The organism is Pseudomonas sp. R3.Fl (assembly GCF_023516765.1).
Classification (GTDB): Bacteria; Pseudomonadota; Gammaproteobacteria; order Pseudomonadales; family Pseudomonadaceae; genus Pseudomonas; species Pseudomonas citronellolis.
In genome coordinates this window covers 967,961-988,020 of record NZ_JAMGSO010000001.1, presented here as the reverse complement: position 1 = coordinate 988,020, position 20,060 = coordinate 967,961, and the positions used below count along the sequence as shown (strand labels likewise).

The window sequence follows — 20,060 nt, the reverse complement described above, 5'->3', positions numbered from 1 at the left end:
GTCCGCAAGGAGGCTCCCCGCCATGAAACCGCTGCGCATGCTGGCGCTGTTCCTGCTGTCCTGCCTGCTGTGCGCCGGCGCCCGGGCCTCGGTGCTGGCGCAGACGCCGCTGTTCGTCAGCAACATCGCCCCGCCGATGAACATGCTGGTGGTCGGCCGCGACCAGAAGCTCTACTTCCCGGCCTACAACGACGCCTCGGACATCGACGGCGACGGCCAGTTGGACATCTACTACAAGCCGAGCATCGACTACACCGGCTATTTCGACTCGTACAAGTGCTACAGCTACGACAGCAGCAACAACGTCTTCGTCCCGAAGAGCGTCACCAGCACCAAGAAATGCAGCAGCCAGTGGAGCGGCGACTTCCTCAACTACCTGACCATGTCGCGCCTGGACGTGCTGCGCAAGGTGCTCTACGGCGGCTACCGCTCCACCGACAGCGCCACCGCCACGGTGCTGGAGCGCGCCTTCATCCCCAACGACGCGCACAGCTGGGGCAAGGAATACAAGAGCGTCGCCCGCGATGGCTACAACATCGCCGACTACGCGCCGCTGAGCGTCCCGGACAGCAGCAAGTACATCCTCTTCGCCAACACCTCGCGGCCGGCCAGCGGCACCTCCACGCTGACCGGCTACAGCAGCAGCGCCGTGCCCAAGCTGCGGGTGATCAGCAATACCAGCTACCGCATCTGGAACTGGGTTTCGCGGGAGGACCCGCAGGCCACCAACACCATTTCCTCCAGCACCAGCGTCACCCCCAGCCCGGACATGACCGTGCGCGTGCAGGCCTGCGTCAGCGGCCTGCTGGAAAGCAACTGCGTGCAGTACGGCAGCGTCTACAAGCCCACCGGGGTGCTGCATGACTACGGCGCCTCGAACAAGATGTACTTCGGCCTGATGACCGGCACCTATACCAACAACCTGCGTGGCGGCGTGCTGCGCAAGGCGCCGGCCAGCTTCGGCGATGAATACACCGCCAGCACCGGGCGCTTCCTCACCGACTCCACCAGCGGCACCGGCTGCCTGAACTCGCGCTGCTACGTGAACAACAGCGGCATCGTCGCCAACCTCGATCGCCTGGTGTACTACCAGCGCTGCAGCAGCGGCACCCTGCTCAATCCGCTGACCAACGGCAGCTGCCCGGACTGGGGCAACCCCCTGGGCGAGATGGCCTACGAGGCCCTACGCTATTACGCCGGCAAGGCGCTCAACGGCAACTATGCCTCGGGCAGCATCGACACCGCGCTCGGGTTGTCCAGCGTATCCACCTGGAGCAACCCCTACTCGACCTATCCGTCGTGCACCCGGCCGTTCATGACGCTGATGAGCGACATCAACCCCAGCTACGACTCGGACGTGCCCGGCAGCACCCTGGGCAGCGACGTGAAACCCACCGACGACATCGGCTTCGACTTCGCCACCCTGGGTTCCACCCTGTGGAGCAAGGAGGTGGGCGCCAGCGCCAAGGTCAACATCGGCGAATCCTCCGGCACCACCAACGACTCGGCGCCCACCGCCAAGTCCGCCAGCAGCTTCGCCAGCATCCGCGGCCTGGCCGAGGAGCCGACGCGCCAGGGCAGCTACAGCACCGCCGCGGTGAGCTACTTCGGCAGCCAGACGGTGCTGACCACTGCCGGCTCGAACAAGGTGCAGAGCTTCTCCATCGCGCTGTCCTCGACCTTGCCCAACATCAAGATCACCACCAGCAAGGGCAGCCTCAAGCTGGTGCCCTTCAGCATGGACGTGACCCAGGGCGTGGTCAGCCAGATCACCGGCTTCTACATCGACACCCTGACCAAGGACAGCAGCGGCAACATCAGCACCATCACCTTCCGCGTGGTCTACGACGACTCGGCCCAGGGCAGCGACTACGACATGGACGCCATCGTGCTCTACACGGTGACGGCCAACAGCGACGGCACCGTGTCGGTCACCTCCAAGACCGAGTATTCGGTGGCCTCCTACGAGTCGCACATGGGCTACACCATGTCCGGCACCACCAAGGACGGCGTCTATCTGGAGGTCACCGGCGGCGGCAGCGGGACCACGCGCTACAAGCTCGACACCCCGGACGGCAAGTACCCCGGCGACTGCTCGGCGACCAACGCCAACTGCAGCTACCTGCCGGGCCTGGCGAACAACAGCGCGAGCATCAGCGGGCGTTCCGACTCGCACACCCGCACCTTCACGCCATCCACCTCCACCGCCGTCACCACCCTGCAGGACCCCCTGTGGTACGCCGCCAAGTACGGCAAGAGCGACCTCAGCACCTGGGATACCGACGGCGATGGCACCCCGGACAACTACTTCCTGGTGAGCAACCCGAGCAAGCTGGCCAGCCAGCTGAAGTCGGCCTTCGACGACATCCTCCAGCTCAACACCTCGGTCACCGCGGTGGCGGTGGACTCGCAGTCGCTGGACGACGGCGACTACGTCTACAGCACCAACTTCAGCTCCAGCGACTGGACCGGCGACCTGATCAAGAAGCAGAAGGTCAAGACCACCTCCAGCAGCGGCGCCACCAGCACGACCACCACCACCCTGTGGAAGGCCTCGGCGCAGTTGCCCAGCAGCCGCAACATCTACTTCGCCAAGAACGGCAGCCTGACCTCGTTCACCTGGGCCAACCTCAGCAGCGCCCAGCAGACCACGCTCAACCGCACCGCCGCCGGCGTGGTCGACAGCAAGGGCTCGACCCGCGTGGACTTCCTGCGCGGCAGCAACACCAGCTTCCGCAGCCGTTCCTCGCTGCTCGGCGACATCGTCAACTCCTCGCCGGTGCTGGTCAGCGGCGCCGACTACATCACCGCGCGGGCCGACGCCCTGGAGGGCAGCACCAGCTACGCCACCTACGCCAGCGACCAGGCGTCCAAGCCGTCGGCGGTCTACGTCGGCGCCAACGACGGCATGCTGCACGCCTTCAACGCCAGCACCGGGGCCGAGCTGTTCGCCTTCATCCCCAGCGCGGTGATCGCCAACCTGAACATCCTCACCGCCAGCGACTACGGCCAGGACGAAGGCACCGAGCACCGCTACTTCGTCGACGGCACCCCGGTGGTGGCCGACGTCTACTACGGCTCGGCCTGGCACAAGGTGCTGCTCGGCAGCCTCGGCGCCGGCGGCCGCGAGGTGTTCGCCCTGGACATCACCGACCCGGCCTCGCCGAGCCTGCTCTGGGAGTTCACCAGCGACAACGACTCCAGCCTCGGCTACACCGCCGCCAAGCCCAGCATCGCCCGCCTGCACGACGGCAAGTGGGTGGCCCTGGTGCCCAACGGCTACGAGAGCGGCAGCAACAGCGCCTCGCTGCTGATCATCGACATCCAGAGCGGCACCCTGCTGAAGAAGATCACCGCCACCCCCAGCCTGACCACCACCGACACTGGCGCGATCGACAGCCTGGCCAACGGCCTGTCGCGGCTCTACGTGGCCGACGTGAACAGCGACGGCATCGCCGACTACGCCTATGCCGGCGACCTGCTGGGCGACCTCTGGCGCTTCGACCTGATCGATACCAGCGCCAGCAGCCCGCTCACCGCCAGCGCCGCCGACGCCAAGTTCGCCGTGGCCTTCGGCGGCAATCCGCTATACGTGGCGCGCAACGCCAGCAGCGTGCGCCAGCCGATCACCGCGGCGCCGAGCCTGGTCGAACATCCCAGCGGCACCGGCTACATCGTCGCCTTCGGCACCGGCCGCTACCTGACCACCTCGGACAAGACCTCCACCGCCACCCAGAGCGTCTACGGCATCTGGGACCGCAAGACCGCCGGCGAAGCCACCAGCGCCTCGCTGACCGCGGCCAGGACGCGCAGCGACCTGCAACAGCAGACGCTGACCGCCGGCACCACCGACGGCACCACCACCTACACCCTGAGCGAGAGCGACGTCACCTGGTACGACAGCAGCGGCAACACCGCCGACGCCAACGTCGCCACCTGGGGCTGGTACTTCGACTTCCCGCGCACTGGCGAGCGGCTGATCTACGACATGACGCTGTACGGCTCCAGCCTGATCTTCGCCAGCTCCACGCCGCAGACCGGCACCTGCGCCGCGGGGTTGTCCGGCACCGTCTACGCGGTGGACCCGGAGAGCGGCGGCAAGACCGACTACAACGTCTTCGACCTGAACAGCGACGGCACCTACGAGTCGATATCCGGCTTCGTCACCGACGGCGGCGACATCACCCTGTCCGGCGGCTACACCTGGGGCAACTCCGAAAATACCCTCGACGGCGTGGCCACCAACACCGGCACGGTCAGCGGCCGGCGCAGCTGGCAGGTGCTGCCGAGCGATTCCAACTGAAAGGGCCAGCGATGAAACCTGCACAGCGAAGCCGCGGCTTCACCCTGATAGAAATGATGATCGTCGTGGTCATCCTGGCGATACTCGCGGCCATCGCGCTGCCCAGCTACCAGAAGTACGTGCTGCGCAGCCACCGCGCCGAAGGCCAGGCGCTGCTCAGCGAGGCCGCGGCGCGGCAGGAGCGCTACTTCGCGCAGAACAACAGCTACGCCAGCAGCGCCGCGGCGCTGAACATGACCAGCTACGTCGCCAGCCTGCAGTACTACGGCCTGGCCATCTCCAACGTCAGCGCCTCGACCTACACCCTGACCGCCACGGCCACCGGCAGCCAGGCCAGGGACAGCGAATGCCTGACGCTCACCCTCGACCAGGCCGGCACCCGCGGCGCCACCGGCACCGGCACGGCCAGCAGCTGCTGGCAATGAGCCGGGGCGAAAGCGTGCGATAAGCGAACACTGCGCCACAGGTCGAATTGCGCCGCCCGCCTTCCGGCCTTTAGGGTGGCCGGACGCTACGCGGGCCAGCCGTCCCCGATCCGGGGTGGCCCGCACGACCGTCCATCTCTGCCGGGCCCCGCCATCCCGGCTCCGGCATAGACTGGACGGGCACGAGCCGCGACGAAGAGCGCGGACGACAACAACAAGAGTGAGTGCCTGTATGGAGAACCTGCTGAGCGAGCGCAGCCGGGTATTCGAGCGAGCCGACCCCTACGCGGTGTCCGGCTACGTCAACCAGCACGTCGGCAACCACGCCCTGCGCATGCCCGCCCACGGCCGCCCCGAGGCCAGCCTCAACCACCGCAAGTTCGCCAGCCTCGACCTCTGCCGCATCCGCTACGGCGCCGCCGTGCGCGTCACCTCGCCGGCGCTGGAGACCATCTACCACCTGCAGGTGCTGCTGCACGGCCACTGCCTGTGGCGCGGCCAGGGCCGGGAGCACTACCTGGAGCCCGGCGAACTGCTGCTGATCAACCCGGACGATCCGGTCGACCTGACCTACTCGGACGACTGCGAGAAATTCATCATCAAGATCCCCACCGCGGTGCTCGAAGGCATCTGCGCCGAACAGCGCTGGGCCCACCCGCGCCAGGGCCCGCGCTTCACCGAGAGCCGCTACCGCCTGGGCGAGCTGGAAGGCTTCGTCAACCTGCTGGGCATGGTCTGCATGGAGGCAGAATCCAGCGAGTGCCTGCCGCGCATCGAGGAGCACTACCAGCAGATCGTCGCCAGCAAGCTGCTGACCCTGCTGCAGACCAACGTCAGCCGCGAATGCCTGGCCGCGCCCATGGCCTGCTTCGAGCGCATCGACGACTACATAGGGCGCAACCTGCGGCAGGACATCGACATCGAGGAACTGGCCCGCCAGGCGAAGATGAGCCTGCGCTCGCTCTACGCCCTGTTCGAACGCCACGCCAGCGCCACCCCGCGCCAGTACATCCGCCAACGCAAGCTCGAACGCATCCGCGCCTGCCTCGCCGACCCCAGCTGCAACGTACGCAGCGTCACCGAACTGGCGCTGGACTACGGCTTCCTGCACCTGGGGCGCTTCTCCGAAAGCTACCGCCAGCAGTTCGGCGAACTGCCCTCGGAAACCCTCAAACGCCGCGGCTGAGCCCGAGCGGCTCCTCGCTCTTTGCTCTTCGTAGGAGCGAGCTTGCTCGCGAAGGGAGTTTGCCGGGGGCGTAGGTGTTGGGTTCAAGAGCGCCCTCTCCCCAACCCTCGGCTGCGCGCCCCGCCCTGAAGGGAGAGGGGGCTGTCCTGAGTGAAGGGAGAATCCTGAGTCATCCTGAAACCTCTAACTCAACCCCGTCATTCCCTCGAACGCGGGAATCCAGTGACGGGCGGTTCGCGAGCAAGCTCGCTCCTACGAAAAGCAAAAGCAAAAGCAAAAGCAAAAGCGGCGTTTGCTCTTGGACTTCCAGAGAAACATCCGCGCACTCCGGAACGCCCCTTCAGAAGGCCGAGCGAAACCGGTGCTCAGGAGGTCATGCGACATGGATGTCGCGAGAGCCCCGCGGGCTACAGGGACGTACCCTCGGGGCGGGCCTCCGTGGCGGGGGAATTCGTGAGGGTAGCCCGGCTCCATCGGGCCCGTATGCGGGGCAAGCCTTTTTGGTTCCTTTTGTGGCGTTTGACAAAAGGGACTCGCCCGAGGGGGCGAAACAAGAAACATCCGAGCACGCCGAAGCGGCGCAAACACACCCAAACAAGACGTCTCTGGGTTCCCGCGTTCGCGGGAATGACGAAGGTGGGGGTGAGGCGCGAGGTCAGACCCTGCGCCCCCCCATAAGCCCCCCGAAACACCCCGCAACCCCCCCCTGCAAAAACCGGATAACGCTCTGCACAAAGCGGATATTCCCCCCGCCCACCCAGCCCTAACCTGAGCCTGCCTGAACAATAACAACGGAGGCCCCGGCCATGACCCTGGGTATCGACTACTTGCGTTCCCTGCTTGAAGAAGACCCCGCCAAGGGCGTCTACCGCTGCAAGCGCGAAATGTTCACCGACCCGCGCCTGTTCGAACTGGAGATGAAGCACATCTTCGAAGGCAACTGGGTCTACCTCGCCCACGAAAGCCAGATTCCCGAGAAGAACGACTTCCTGACCACCATGATCGGTCGCCAGTCGATCTTCATCGCGCGCAACAAGGATGGCGTGCTCAACGCCTTCCTCAACGCCTGCAGCCACAAGGGCGCCATGCTCTGCCGGCACAAGTCGGGCAACCGCTCCAGCTACACCTGTCCGTTCCACGGCTGGACCTTCAACAACTCCGGCAAGCTGCTCAAAGTCAAAGACCCGGCCGAGGCCGGCTACCCGTCGAGCTTCAACTGCGAAGGCTCCCACGACCTCACCAAGGTGGCCCGCTTCGAGTCCTACCGCGGCTTCCTCTTCGGCAGCCTCAACCCCGACGTGCGCCCGCTGGTGGAGCACCTGGGCGAGTCGGCGAAGATCATCGACATGATCGTCGACCAGTCCCCCGAGGGCCTGGAAGTGCTGCGCGGTTCCTCCACCTACATCTACGAAGGCAACTGGAAACTCACCGCCGAGAACGGCGCCGACGGCTACCACGTCAGCTCCGTGCACTGGAACTACGCCGCCACCCAGAACCAGCGCAAGCAGCGCGAGGCCGGCGAGGAAGTGAAGACCATGAGCGCCGGCGGCTGGGCCAAGCACGGCGGCGGCTTCTACTCCTTCGAGCATGGCCACATGCTGCTCTGGACGCGCTGGGCCAACCCCGAGGACCGTCCGGCCTTCGAGCGCCGCGAGCAGCTCGCCGCCGACTTCGGCCAGGCCCGCGCCGACTGGATGATCCAGAACTCGCGCAACCTCTGCCTGTACCCCAACGTCTACCTGATGGACCAGTTCAGCTCGCAGATCCGCATCGCCCGGCCGATCGACGTCAACCGCACCGAAATCACCATCTACTGCATCGCGCCCAAGGGCGAGAGCCTGGAGGCCCGCGCCCAGCGCATCCGCCAGTACGAGGACTTCTTCAACGTCAGCGGCATGGCCACCCCGGACGACCTGGAGGAGTTCCGCTCCTGCCAGCAGGCCTACCAGGGCAGCGCCGACGGCTGGAACGACATGTCCCGCGGGGCCGCGCACTGGATCGACGGCGCTGACGCCGCCGCGCAGGAGATCGACCTGCACCCGCAGCTCTCCGGCGTGCGCACCGAGGACGAAGGCCTGTTCGTGCTGCAACACAAGTACTGGCTGCAGGCGATGAGCGAAGCCCTGGCCGCCGAAGAAGCCAGGCGCATTCCGCTCGAGGAGGCCGTGTGATGAGCCGCTACGAAACCGTCCGCGACTTCCTCTACCGCGAAGCCCGCTACCTCGACGACAAGGACTGGGACGCCTGGCTGGAGCTGTACGCCAGCGACGCCAGCTTCTGGATGCCGGCCTGGGACGACCGCGACGAGCTGACCCAGGACCCGCAGCGGGAAATCTCGCTGATCTGGTACGGCAACCGCGGCGGCCTGGAAGACCGTGTGTTCCGCATCAAGACCGAGCGTTCCAGCGCGACCATGCCGGACACCCGCACCTCGCACAACATCAGCAACATCGAGGTGCTGGGCGAGGAAGACGGCATCTGCCAGGTGCGCTTCAACTGGCACACCCTGAGCTTCCGCTACAAGACCACCGACAGCTACTTCGGCACCAGCTTCTACGCCCTCGACCTGCGCGGCGAGAACCCGCTGATCAAGGCGAAGAAGGTGGTGCTGAAGAACGACTACGTCCGCCAGGTCATCGACATCTACCACATCTGAGGTGGCCGCCATGAGCTATTCGATCGCACTGAACTTCGAAGACGGCGTCACCCGCTTCATCGACGCCAACCCCGACGAAACCGTCGCCGACGCGGCCTACCGCCAGGGTGTGAACATCCCGCTGGACTGCCGCGACGGCGCCTGCGGCACCTGCAAGTGCTTCGCCGAGGCCGGCCGCTACGACCTGGGCCAGGACTACATCGAGGACGCGCTGAGCGAGGAGGAAGCCGAGCAGGGCTACGTGCTGACCTGCCAGATGCGCGCCGAAAGCGACTGCGTGGTGCGCGTGCCGGCGGCCTCGGACGTCTGCAAGACCCAGCAGGCCAGCTACCAGGCCGCCATCAGCGAGGTGCGCCAGCTGTCCGAGAGTACCATCGCGCTGTCGGTCAAGGGCGAGTCCCTGAGCAAGCTGGCCTTCCTGCCGGGGCAGTACGTCAACCTGCAGGTGCCGGGCAGCGGCCAGAGCCGCGCCTACTCCTTCAGCTCGCTGCAGAAGGGCGGCGAGGTCAGCTTCCTGATCCGCAACGTGCCCGGCGGGCTGATGAGCAGCTTCCTCACCAGCCTGGCCAAGGCCGGCGACAGCCTGGAACTGGCCGGCCCGCTGGGCAGCTTCTACCTGCGCGACATCAAGCGGCCCTTGCTGCTGCTGGCCGGCGGCACGGGCCTGGCGCCCTTCACCGCGATGCTGGAGAAGATCGCCGAGCAGGGCAGCGAACACCCGCTGCACCTGATCTACGGGGTGACCAACGACTTCGACCTGGTGGAACTGGACAAGCTCGAAGCCTTCGCCGCGCGCATCCCCAACTTCAGCTTCAGCGCCTGCGTGGCCAACCCCGAGAGCAGCTACCCGCAGAAGGGCTACGTCACCCAGCACATCACGCCTGCGCACCTCAACGAAGGCGAGGTGGACATCTACCTGTGCGGCCCGCCGCCGATGGTCGAGGCGGTGAGCGCGTACATCCGCGAGCAGGGGATTACGCCGGCGAATTTCTACTACGAGAAGTTTGCGGCGAGTGCGGCGTGAACGCACTTCGTAGGAGCGAGCTTGCTCGCGAATGGATTCCGCAGCGGGGCTTGTTCGCGAGCAAGCTCGCTCCTACAGCACCCCTTGAGCCCGTGAGGTAGCCATGAACAGATTCCCCCACAAAGTCGCCCTGGTCACCGGCGCCGCCCAGGGCATCGGCCGACGCGTCGCCGAGCGCCTGGCGGAAGAGGGCGCCCGCCTGGTCGCCGTGGACCGCTCCGAGTTGGTCCACGAACTGCAGGACGAACTTGGCCAACACGCCGAGGTACTGACCCTCACCGCCGACCTGGAGCAATTCGCCGAAGCCCAGCGTGTGGTCAACGAAGCCGTGCAGCGCTTCGGCCGCCTGGACATCCTGGTCAACAACGTCGGCGGCACCATCTGGGCCAAGCCCTTCGAGCACTACGCCGAGCATGAGATCGAAGCCGAAGTGCGCCGCTCGCTGTTCCCCACCCTGTGGTGCTGCCGCGCCGCCCTGGTGCCGATGCTGGAGCAGGGCGCCGGCGCCATCGTCAACGTCTCCTCCATCGCCACCCGCGGCGTCAACCGCGTGCCCTACGGCGCGGCCAAGGGCGGGGTGAACGCGCTGACCGCCTGCCTGGCCTTCGAGGCCGCCGAGCGCGGCGTGCGCGTCAACGCCACCGCGCCGGGCGGCACCGAGGCGCCGCCGCGGCGCATCCCGCGCAACGCTGCCGAGCAGAGCGTGCAGGAGAAGGTCTGGTACCAGCAGATCGTCGACCAGACCGTGAACAGCAGCCTGATGAAGCGCTACGGCAGCATCGACGAACAGGTCGGTGCCATCCTCTTCCTGGCCTCCGACGAAGCCTCCTACATCACCGGCGTGACCCTGCCGGTAGGCGGTGGCGACCTGGGTTGAACCACGCACACTCGTAGGATGGGTTGAGCCGAAGGCGATACCCATCGCCCGGCTTTGATGGGTATCGCTGCGCTCAACGCCATCCTACGCAAAGACGGACCGCCCACGACGCGGCCGAACGGCTTCTCGCACAACAACAAAAAAGAGAGTGATGCCATGCGGAAAATCGACGTACACGACGTCATCGACAACGCGCGCTTCGGCCGCTTCCACTGGATGGTCATGGCCTGGTGCGCCTTGCTGCTGATCTTCGACGGCTACGACCTGTTCATCTACGGCGTGGTGCTGCCGGTGCTGATGAAGGAGTGGGGGCTGACCCCGCTGCAGGCCGGCGCGCTGGGCAGCTACGCGCTGTTCGGCATGATGGCCGGCGCGCTGTTCTTCGGCCCGCTGGCCGATAAGGTCGGGCGCAAGAAGGGCATCGCCATCTGCTTCGTGCTCTTCTCCGGCTTCACCGTGGTCAACGGCTTCGCCAGCAACCCCACGCAGTTCGGCATCTGCCGCTTCATGGCCGGCCTCGGCATCGGCGGGCTGATGCCCAACGTGGTGGCGCTGATGAACGAATACGCGCCGAAGAAACTGCGCAGCACCCTGGTGGCGGTGATGTTCAGCGGCTACTCGCTGGGTGGCATGCTCTCCGCCGGCGTGGGCATCTACATGCTGCCGCGCTTCGGCTGGGAGGCGATGTTCTTCGCCGCGCTGCTGCCGCTGCTGATGCTGCCGCTGATCCTCTGGCAACTGCCGGAGTCGGTGGGCTTCCTGCTGCGCCAGGGGCGTACCGAACAGGCCCGCGCCATCCTCCGCCGCATTTCCCCGGAAACCACCCTGGATGAGGCCGCCGAGTTGCACCTGGGCGAGAGCAAGCCACAGGGCGCGCCGGTGCTTGAGCTGTTCCGCGAGGGCCGCGCGCTGCGCACCCTGATGCTCTGGGTGGCGTTCTTCTGCTGCCTGCTGATGGTCTACGCGCTCAGCTCCTGGCTGCCGAAGCTGATGGCCAACGCCGGCTACAGCCTGGGCTCGAGCCTGTCGTTCCTGCTGGCGCTGAACTTCGGCGGCATGTTCGGGGCCATCTTCGGCGGCTGGCTGGGCGACCGCTTCAACCTGCCCAAGGTGGTGGCGCTGTTCTTTGTCGCCGCTGCCGTTTCCATCACCCTGCTGGGCTTCAATACGCCGATGCCGGTGCTCTACCTGCTGATCGGCATCGCCGGGGCCACCACCATCGGCACGCAGATCCTGCTCTACGCCACCGCCGCGCAGTTCTACGGCCTGGCCATCCGCTCCACGGGCCTGGGCTGGGCCTCGGGCATCGGCCGCAACGGCGCCATCGTCGGCCCGCTGCTGGGCGGCTCGCTGCTGGCCATCGAGCTGCCGCTGCACCTGAACTTCATGGCCTTCGCCATCCCCGGCGCGCTGGCGGCCCTGGCCATGTACCTGGTCAGCCGCAGCGAGCGGGTGGTCGCGCCCCTGGCCGAAGCCCAGGCCTGAACCGACAACGGAAGGGCGGGGCCGGCCATTCCGGCGCCCGCCGCAGGCTTCCGCGCTGACGGGAGCCAAGGAGGGAACAGCATGCAACGCAGAGATTTCATGACCGGTGCCGCGGCCTTGTCCGCCGGCTTGCTGCTCGGCAGGAACGCGCTGGCCGCCAGCGTGAAGCAAGGGCAGGCGGCGCTTGCGCTGCCGGATGCGCCGCTGTGGCAGTGGCAGGCCAGCGAGTTGGCCGCCGGCATCGCCCGCGGCGCCATCAGCAGCCGGGAGGCGGTGGAAAGCTGCCTCGGGCGCATCGCCGAGGCCAACCCCGGGCTCAAGGCCGTGGTCCACGAGATGCGCGACGAAGCCCTGCGCGCGGCGCAGCGCGCCGACCAGCGGCGGGGTAGCGACGCGCTGCCGCCGCTGCACGGGGTGCCGGTCACCGTCAAGATCAACCAGAACGTCGCCGGCCAGCCCAACACCAACGGGATTCTGGCGCGCCGCGACAACATCGCCGCCGACAACAGCCCGGTGGTGCAGAACCTGCTGGACAACGGCGCGGTCATCATCGGCCTGACCAGCACGCCGGAGTTCTCCTTCCGCTGGTACACCGAAAGCCCGCTGTACGGCCGCACGCTGAACCCCTGGCGCGCCGACATCACCCCGGGCGGCTCCAGCGGCGGCGCGGCCTCGGCCGTGGCCGCGGGCATGTGCCCGATCGCCCACGGCAACGACATCGCCGGCTCCATCCGCTACCCGGCCTATGCCTGCGGCGTGGTCGGCCTGCGCCCCAGCGTCGGGCGCATTCCCACCGGGCTCGGCCTGGGCTTCGCCGGGCAGCAGATCGCCACCCAGGGGCCGCTGGCGCGCAGCGTGGCCGATGCGCGCCTGGCCTTCCTGGCGATGGCCAGCAGCGGCGGCGCCGACCCCAACTGGGTGAGCCCCGTGGCGGCGCCCGAGGTACGCGAGAAGCGGGTGGTCGGCCTGGTCAACGAACTGCCCGGCATCCCCCTCGACGCTTCGGTGCGGGACAACCTGGCGGCGGTGGCGAAGATGCTCGAGGACGCCGGCTACCGCGTCGAGCCGGTGAGCCTGCCGGACCACGAGCTGGCCACCCAGACCTGGCTGCGCATCGTCATGACGGAGATCCGCCTGCAACTGCTGCCGGTCATGCAGCGCGAGGGCAGCGAGGCGCTGCAAGCGGCCGTGCAGGGCATGCTGGAGGCGACGCCGGAGACCGGCCTGGACGAATACGTCGTCGCGCTGGCCACCCGCAACAACCTGAGGGTGAAGTGGCGCGCGCTGTTCCAGCGCTACGACGCGCTGATCGCCCCGGTGTCCGCCAGCGCGCCGCTGCCCTGGGGCCTGGATGCCCAGGGCGGCGAGGCCATGGCACAGATCATGCGCCAGCAGGCGATCCTGATGAGCGTCGCGCTCAGCGGCCTGCCGGCGCTCAGCGTGCCCAGCGGCCTGCAGGGCGAGCGCCTGCCGGCCGGCGTGCAGGTCATCGCCGACCACTACCGCGAGGACCGCTGCTTCCAGGTGGCCGCGGTGATCGAGGCGGCGGCGCGGATGCCGCGCGCCTATCCGACCGGGCCCGCCTGAGCGCCCATGCCAGACGACAACAACAATGAAGAGGCATGACCCGATGCACATAAGCGAAACCCGGGCCCGGCGCTTCGCCGGCCCCCTGGCGCTGCTGGCGCCCTTCACCGCCGAACTGGCCCTGGCCGATGAGCGCCGCCTGCTCGAAGACAGCCCGCTGGTGCTGAACACCCGCCACTGGTACTCCCATGAAATCGCCCGCAAGGACAGCTACTTCCGGGTGCCCGACGACGAGGGCGGGCGCCCGGTGCGCGACCGCGTGGCCTGGCTGCAGGGCCTGAAGCTCGACTACCGGTCCGGCTACAGCCAGGGCGAGCAGGGCCTGGGCATGGACTTCTCGCTGTACGGCGCCGTGGCCCTGGAGCGCAGCCGCGAAGCGGTGGCCGGCGGCAGCACCCGCCTGCTGGCAGAGCGCGACGGCGAGGTGGTGGACCAGTGGGGCAAGGTGGGCATCGCCGCGCTCAAGCTGAAAGCCGGCGCAACCGAGGCGAAGCTCGGCCGCCAGCAGGTTCGTACGCCGGTGATGAGCTACGCCGACACCCGCACTCTGCCGGCCTCCTTCGATGGCTTCTCGCTGCAAAGCTATGACCTGCCTGGGCTGACCTTCAAGGCCGGGCACTTCCAGCGCGCCATGCCGCGCACCGGCGCCGGCAGCCAGGACCTGAGCCTGACTTTCACCACGCGCCTGGTGGAAAGCGACTGGATCGCCTATGCCGGCGGCGACTACCGCCTCGGCGAGCGGGGCCGGGCCAGCCTCTACCTGTCGCGCTTCGACGACGTCTGGGAGCGCACCTACGCCGGCTGGGCGCAGCGCTACCGCCTGGGCGAACTGGACCTGGGCCTGCGCCTGGACTTCTACGACACCCGCTCCAGCGGCCGCGAGAACGCCGGGCGCATCAGCCAGCGGGCCTACGGCGCGAGCGTCGCGCCGGGCTACGCCAACCACACGTTGAAGCTAGCCTTCCAGCAGATCAATGGCGACGAGTACTTCGACTTCCCCGCCGAGTCCAACGCCTTCGACCTGCCCAACGCCATGCTCTCGTACTACAACGGGCCCAACGAGCGCTCCTTCCAGGTGAGCTACGGCACCGACTGGACGCCCTACGGCCTGCCGGGCTTCAAGAGCCTGTTCTGGTACGTCAAGGGCTGGGGCATCGACGGCAGCGGCTATAACGGCGGCCCCCGCGCGGCCTACAACTCGGTGCTGGGGCAGAAGGGCGAGAGCCACTACGAGGTCGGCGGCCTGTTCAGCTACGCCGTGCAGTCCGGGCCGCTGCGCGGCGTCGGCCTGTCGACCGGCTACATCTGGCACCGCGCCAGCGCGGGGCAGATCGAGGGCAACCTGGAGGAGTTCCGCCTGATCATCGACGCGCCCCTGAGGCTGCTCTGAGTGGCCAGCTCAGCGGTTGACCTGCTCGATCAGCGCCAGGCAGCGCTGCACCATGGCGCTGACGTCGCCGGCGCGGCGGCTGAGGACGATCGGCGACACCGCCTCGGGCTCCAGCACGGCGACGTAGCCGATGTCCGGGCGGTGCTGCTGCTGCACCGAGGCCGGCACCAGGGCCACGCCCAGGCCGGCGGCGACCAGGCCGATGGCGGTCTGCAGCTCGTTGGCCCACTGCGCCACGCGGATGCCCAGGCCATGGTTGGCGAACAGCGCCAGCACGTGGTCGGCATAGCTCGGCCGCGGGTTGGCCGGGTACAGCACGAAGGGCTCGCGGGACAGCCGCTGCAGGCTCACCGGCGCGCCCAGCAGCGGGTGCCCGGTGGGCAGCACCGCCACCAGCGGGTCCTCGCGCAGCACCTGCTGGTGGATGGCCGGGTCGTCGAAGCGCATGCGCCCGAAGCCGATGTCGATGCGCCCGCTCTTCAGCGCCTCGACCTGCTGCAGGGTGGTCATTTCCTGCAGGCCCAGCTCCAGCTCGGCGTCGCCGCGCAGCTCGCGGATCAGCTCCGGCAGCACCGCGTAGAGCGTCGAAGGCGCGAAGCCGATGCCCAGCCACTGGCGCTGGCCCAGGCCGATGCGCCGGGTGTTGTCGCAGATGTTCTGCAGCTGTTCCAGCAGGGTGCCGCTCTGCTCGTAGAAGAAGCGCCCGGCCTCGGTCAGGCGCAGCGGCCGGCCGCGCTCCAGCAGCTCGACGCCGAGCAGTTCCTCCAACTGCTGGATCTGCCGGCTCAGCGGCGGCTGGGCGATGTGCAGGCGCTCGGCGGCGCGGGTGAAGTTGAGGGTTTCCGCCACCGCCTGGAAGTACCGCAGGTGTCGAAGCTCCATGATACCTCCAGGGTATGGAACGAGAGGGCAATGATATTGGACTGCTCGCCACCGCTGGCGCAATCCTTCGGTGTGCAACAAAAGACCTGGAAGGTATCGGCCGCACCAGACGGCCGGGCCTCGACAAGCAGCCTAGCGTGATATGGAACCCGAGATGACCCAAGCCCTGATCGAACGCCTCGAAGCGATCATCGTCGACCTGCCGACCATCCGCCCGCACAAGCTGGCGATGCACACCATGCAGCAGCAGACCCTGGTGATCCTGCGCCTGCGCTGCAGCGACGGCATCGAAGGCCTCGGCGAGGCCACCACCATCGGTGGCCTGGCCTATGGCAACGAAAGCCCGGAAAGCATCAAGGCCAACCTGGAGGCGCACTTCGCGCCGCTGCTGATCGGCCAGGACGCCTGCAACATCAATGCCGCCATGCAGCGCCTGGACAAGGCCATCAAGGGCAACACCTTCGCCCGCTCGGCGGTGGAAACCGCGCTGCTCGACGCCCAGGGCAAGCGCCTGGGCCTGGCCGTCAGCGAACTGCTCGGCGGCCGCGTGCGCGATGGCCTGGAAGTGGCCTGGACGCTGGCCAGCGGCGACACCGCCCGCGACATCGAGGAAGCCGAGCGCATGCTCGACCTGCGCCGCCACCGCATCTTCAAGCTGAAGATCGGCGCCAACCCGCTGGAGCAGGACCTCAAGCACGTGGTGGCGATCAAGAAGGCCCTGGGCGAGCGCGCCAGCGTGCGCGTGGACGTCAACCAGTACTGGGACGAATCCCAGGCCATCCGCGGCTGCCAGGTGCTCGGCGAGAACGGCATCGACCTCGTCGAACAGCCCATCTCGCGGATCAACCGCGCCGGCCAGGTGCGCCTGAACCTGCGCAGCCCGGCGCCGATCATGGCCGACGAATCCATCGAGAGCGTCGAAGACGCCTTCAGCCTGGCCGCCGACGGCGCCGCCAGCATCTTCGCCCTGAAGATCGCCAAGAACGGCGGCCCGCGCGCCGTGCTGCGCACCGCGCAGATCGCCGAGGCGGCCGGCATCGCCCTGTACGGCGGGACCATGCTCGAAGGCGCCATCGGCACCCTGGCCTCGGCCCACGCCTTCCTCACCCTCAAGCAGCTGACCTGGCACACCGAACTGTTCGGCCCGCTGCTGCTGACCGAGGAAATCGTCGCCGAGCCGCCGGTGTACCGCGACTTCCAACTGCTGGTGCCCAACGCCCCGGGCCTCGGCCTGAGCCTGGACGAGGAGCGCCTCAAGCGCTTCCGCCGCCCCTGAATTAGAGAGAGGAGAAGCCCCCATGCTGTTCCACGTGAAGATGACGGTGAAACTGCCCGTCGACATGGACCCGGCCCGCGCCGCCCAGCTCAAGGCCGACGAGAAGGAACTGGCCCAGCGCCTGCAGCGCGAGGGCAAGTGGCGCCACCTGTGGCGCATCGCCGGGCACTACGCCAACTACAGCGTCTTCGACGTCGCCAGCGTCGAGGCGCTGCACGACACCCTGATGCAACTGCCGCTGTTCCCCTACATGGACATCGAGGTCGACGGACTCTGCCGCCATCCGTCCTCCATCCATGCCGATGACCGCTGAGCCCTGAACCCCAACGACGAAACCCTTGTATAAGAACAAGACGAGGTGAATATCATGACCGTGAAGATTTCCCAGACTGCCGAGATCCAGAAGTTCTTCGAAGAAGCCGCCGGCTACGGCAACGACAACGGCAGCCCGCGCCTGAAGCAGATCGTCCTGCGCGTGCTGCAGGACACCGCGAAACTCATCGAGGACCTGGAAGTCACCGACGACGAATTCTGGACCGCCGTGGACTACCTGAACCGCCTGGGCGGCCGCGGCGAAGCCGGCCTGCTGGTGGCGGGCCTGGGCATCGAGCACTTCATCGACCTGCTCAACGACGCCAAGGACGCGCAGATCGGCAAGACCGGCGGCACCCCGCGCACCATCGAAGGCCCGCTGTACGTGGCCGGCGCGCCCATCGTCGAGGGCGAGGCGCGCATGGACGACGGCAGCGAAGACGGCGTGGCCACCGTGATGTTCCTCGAAGGCCAGGTGCTGGACCTGGACGGCAAGCCCGTCGCCGGCGCCACCGTCGACCTGTGGCACGCCAACACCAAGGGCAACTACTCCTACTTCGACCAGAGCCAGAGCGAGTACAACCTGCGCCGCCGCATCATCACCGACGCCGAGGGCCGCTACCGCGCCCGCAGCATCGTCCCCAGCGGCTACGGCTGCGACCCGCAGGGCCCGACCCAGGAATGCCTGGACCAGCTCGGCCGCCACGGCCAGCGCCCGGCGCACATCCACTTCTTCATCTCGGCGCCCGGCTACCGCCACCTGACCACCCAGATCAACCTGTCGGGCGACCAGTACCTGTGGGACGACTTCGCCTACGCCACCCGCGACGGCCTGGTCGGCGAGGTGAAGTTCGCCGACAACGTCCGCGGCATCGACGGCCGCGTGGCCGAGCTGGAGTTCAGCTTCCAGCTGCAGAAGGCCGCCAGCGCCGAAGACGAACAGCGCAGCCACCGCCCGCGCGCACTGCAGGTGCAGGGCGCCTGAGGCGCTGTCCTCTGGGGGCCCGCGTGCGCGGGAATGACGTCGGGAAACACGACTCTCAACCTGTCATTCCCGCGCACGCGGGACGCGGCTCCATCGCGAACAGCGCTTGCGCTGGCCCGAAGGGGAATAACCCAGAAAACGGTGTAGGAGCGAGCTTGCTCGCGAACCAACCCCCGCTGCGAGGCTGGGTTCGCGAGCAAGCTCGCTCCTACACGGTTACCCCAAGCATCGTCCCGAGCCGGCTTGCCGGCACGGCGAAGCCTTGCGTGCAGAACAAGAAAAAGTGAGGCGCCATGAAAGACCTCATCCGCGACTTCTCGCTGTCCGCTCTGGTGGCCGGGTTGATCGCCACACTGATTTCCTACGCCGGCCCCCTGGTGATCATCTTCCAGGCGGCCAAGAGCGCCGGCCTGCCCGACGCCGCGGTGTCGTCCTGGGTGTGGGCGATCTCCATCGGCAGCGGCGTGCTCGGCATCCTCCTCAGCCTGCGCTACAAGGTGCCGCTGGTGATCGCCTGGTCGGCGCCCGGCTCGGCGCTGCTGGTGGCGCTGCTGCCGGGCATCAGCCTGAACGAGGCGGTGGGCGCCTACCTGGTGTCGAGCCTGATCATCTTCCTGGTGGGCATCTCCGGCGCCTTCGACCGTGTGGTCGGCAAGCTGCCGCCGGCCATTTCGGCGGCCATGCTCGCCGGCATCCTGTTCAGCTTCGGCACCCAGCTGTTCGTCTCGCTGCAGGCCAAGCCGGCGCTGGTCCTGGCCATGTTCGTCGCCTACCTGCTGGGCAAGCGCCTGGCGCCGCGCTACGCGGTGGCCCTGGTGCTGCTGGTGGGCTGCGCCATGGCCATCGGCGGCGGCGAGCTGAACGCCTCGGCGCTGGTGATCGGCCTGGCCACGCCGCAATGGATCGCCCCTGAGTTCAGCCTGCACGCGCTGCTCAACATCGCCCTGCCGCTGGTGGTGGTGGCGCTCACCGGGCAGTTCGTGCCGGGCATCGCCGTGCTGCGCAACGACGGCTACCAGACCCCGGCGCGCCCGCTGATCGCCAGCAGCGCCCTGGGCACCCTGCTGCTGGCGCCCTTCGGCTGCCACGGCCTGAACCTCGCCGCCATCACCGCGGCCATCTGCACCGGCCGCGAGGCCCACGAGGATCCGGCGCGGCGCTACGTCGCCGGGGTGGTGGGCGGCGTCGCCTACCTGCTGCTGGGGCTGTTCGGCGCGACCCTGGTGTCGCTGTTCAGCGCCTTCCCTCGCGAGCTGATCGCCGCGCTGGCCGGCCTTGCGCTGTTCGGCGCCATCGGCGGAGCCCTGGCCGGCGCCATGGGCGTGCCCGAGGACCGTGAGGCGGCGCTGATCACCTTCCTGGTCACCGCTTCGGGCATGTCCTTCCTCGGCCTGTCGGCGGCCTTCTGGGGCCTGATCTTCGGCCTGGCCGCGCACCTGCTGCTGGTGCGCCGCCGCACTCCTCAACGCGAGGCGCGCGCCGTGCGCGCCTGACCATCGGGCAACGGCAAGCGGGCGCCCGGCCGGGGCGTCCGCCCAAGGCAACACGGCAGCGGAAGCAGGGCAGGGCGGCTGATCGAAGCGGACAGCCCCGGGCCCCCGTCGCCGATACATGACTCCCCGCCCTGCGCCAAGCCGCGGCCCTCCGGTCGCTCGGCAGGGGATCGCACAAC

General features: G+C 68.0%; 15 protein-coding genes. 14 read left to right on the top strand and 1 reads right to left on the bottom strand.

The genetic code is table 11. The annotated features are described in order from the left end of the window. Nucleotides 1–22 precede the first annotated feature (22 nt). The 10 genes from M8R19_RS03945 to M8R19_RS03900 all read left to right on the top strand — a co-directional run bounded on the left by M8R19_RS03945 (nucleotide 23) and on the right by M8R19_RS03900 (nucleotide 14,933). Nucleotides 23–4,303, top strand: a complete 4,281-nt coding sequence (locus M8R19_RS03945) for a pilus assembly protein (protein ID WP_249917084.1) — start codon at nucleotides 23–25, stop codon at nucleotides 4,301–4,303. An 11-nt stretch (nucleotides 4,304–4,314) separates the two neighbouring features. Continuing rightward, complete coding sequence (locus M8R19_RS03940) at nucleotides 4,315–4,728, top strand: type IV pilin protein (protein WP_009619290.1); 414 nt, start codon at nucleotides 4,315–4,317, stop codon at nucleotides 4,726–4,728. 232 nt (nucleotides 4,729–4,960) lie between these two features. Then, entirely contained in the window at nucleotides 4,961–5,914 is a 954-nt protein-coding gene (locus tag M8R19_RS03935; RefSeq protein WP_249917083.1) for an AraC family transcriptional regulator, read from the top strand. An 806-nt stretch (nucleotides 5,915–6,720) separates the two neighbouring features. Then, a complete protein-coding gene (gene benA / locus M8R19_RS03930; RefSeq protein ID WP_249917082.1) occupies nucleotides 6,721–8,085 on the top strand; it encodes a benzoate 1,2-dioxygenase large subunit in 1,365 nt (454 codons plus the stop codon). Then, nucleotides 8,085–8,570 (top strand): benzoate 1,2-dioxygenase small subunit, encoded by a 486-nt coding sequence (gene benB, locus M8R19_RS03925; protein ID WP_283939439.1) that lies wholly within the window; start codon nucleotides 8,085–8,087, stop codon nucleotides 8,568–8,570. Before benA ends, benB begins: the two co-directional genes overlap by 1 nt. A gap of 10 nt (nucleotides 8,571–8,580) precedes the next feature. Beyond that, entirely contained in the window at nucleotides 8,581–9,594 is a 1,014-nt protein-coding gene (gene benC, locus M8R19_RS03920) for a benzoate 1,2-dioxygenase electron transfer component BenC (protein ID WP_249917080.1), read from the top strand. Nucleotides 9,595–9,697: 103 nt separating this feature from the next. Further along, the gene (locus tag M8R19_RS03915; RefSeq protein ID WP_249917079.1) at nucleotides 9,698–10,471 is read left to right on the top strand and encodes a 1,6-dihydroxycyclohexa-2,4-diene-1-carboxylate dehydrogenase; all 774 of its coding nucleotides are present in this window, start codon (nucleotides 9,698–9,700) and stop codon (nucleotides 10,469–10,471) included. Nucleotides 10,472–10,627: 156 nt separating this feature from the next. Further along, nucleotides 10,628–11,956 (top strand): MFS transporter, encoded by a 1,329-nt coding sequence (locus tag M8R19_RS03910; RefSeq protein ID WP_249917078.1) that lies wholly within the window; start codon nucleotides 10,628–10,630, stop codon nucleotides 11,954–11,956. Between the two features lie 81 nt (nucleotides 11,957–12,037). After that, nucleotides 12,038–13,543: an amidase gene (locus tag M8R19_RS03905; RefSeq protein ID WP_249917077.1), complete on the top strand. Its 1,506-nt coding sequence runs from the start codon at nucleotides 12,038–12,040 to the stop codon at nucleotides 13,541–13,543. A 43-nt stretch (nucleotides 13,544–13,586) separates the two neighbouring features. After that, the gene (locus M8R19_RS03900) at nucleotides 13,587–14,933 is read left to right on the top strand and encodes an OprD family outer membrane porin (protein ID WP_249917076.1); all 1,347 of its coding nucleotides are present in this window, start codon (nucleotides 13,587–13,589) and stop codon (nucleotides 14,931–14,933) included. Nucleotides 14,934–14,942: 9 nt separating this feature from the next. Here the strand turns inward: M8R19_RS03900 and M8R19_RS03895 are convergent, their stop codons facing one another. Beyond that, complete coding sequence (locus M8R19_RS03895) at nucleotides 14,943–15,815, bottom strand: LysR family transcriptional regulator (RefSeq protein ID WP_058072534.1); 873 nt, start codon at nucleotides 15,813–15,815, stop codon at nucleotides 14,943–14,945. Between the two features lie 154 nt (nucleotides 15,816–15,969). Between M8R19_RS03895 and M8R19_RS03890 the strand changes: the two genes are divergently transcribed. From M8R19_RS03890 to M8R19_RS03875, 4 genes are all read left to right on the top strand, one after another. Then, entirely contained in the window at nucleotides 15,970–17,091 is a 1,122-nt protein-coding gene (locus tag M8R19_RS03890) for a muconate cycloisomerase family protein (RefSeq protein WP_249917075.1), read from the top strand. 22 nt (nucleotides 17,092–17,113) lie between these two features. After that, nucleotides 17,114–17,404 (top strand): muconolactone Delta-isomerase, encoded by a 291-nt coding sequence (gene catC / locus M8R19_RS03885; protein WP_064583587.1) that lies wholly within the window; start codon nucleotides 17,114–17,116, stop codon nucleotides 17,402–17,404. A gap of 54 nt (nucleotides 17,405–17,458) precedes the next feature. Then, on the top strand, nucleotides 17,459–18,388 hold the full coding sequence (gene catA / locus M8R19_RS03880; protein ID WP_249917074.1) for a catechol 1,2-dioxygenase: 930 nt from the start codon (nucleotides 17,459–17,461) through the stop codon (nucleotides 18,386–18,388). 293 nt (nucleotides 18,389–18,681) lie between these two features. Next, complete coding sequence (locus M8R19_RS03875) at nucleotides 18,682–19,881, top strand: benzoate/H(+) symporter BenE family transporter (RefSeq protein WP_074982699.1); 1,200 nt, start codon at nucleotides 18,682–18,684, stop codon at nucleotides 19,879–19,881. Nucleotides 19,882–20,060 lie beyond the last annotated feature (179 nt).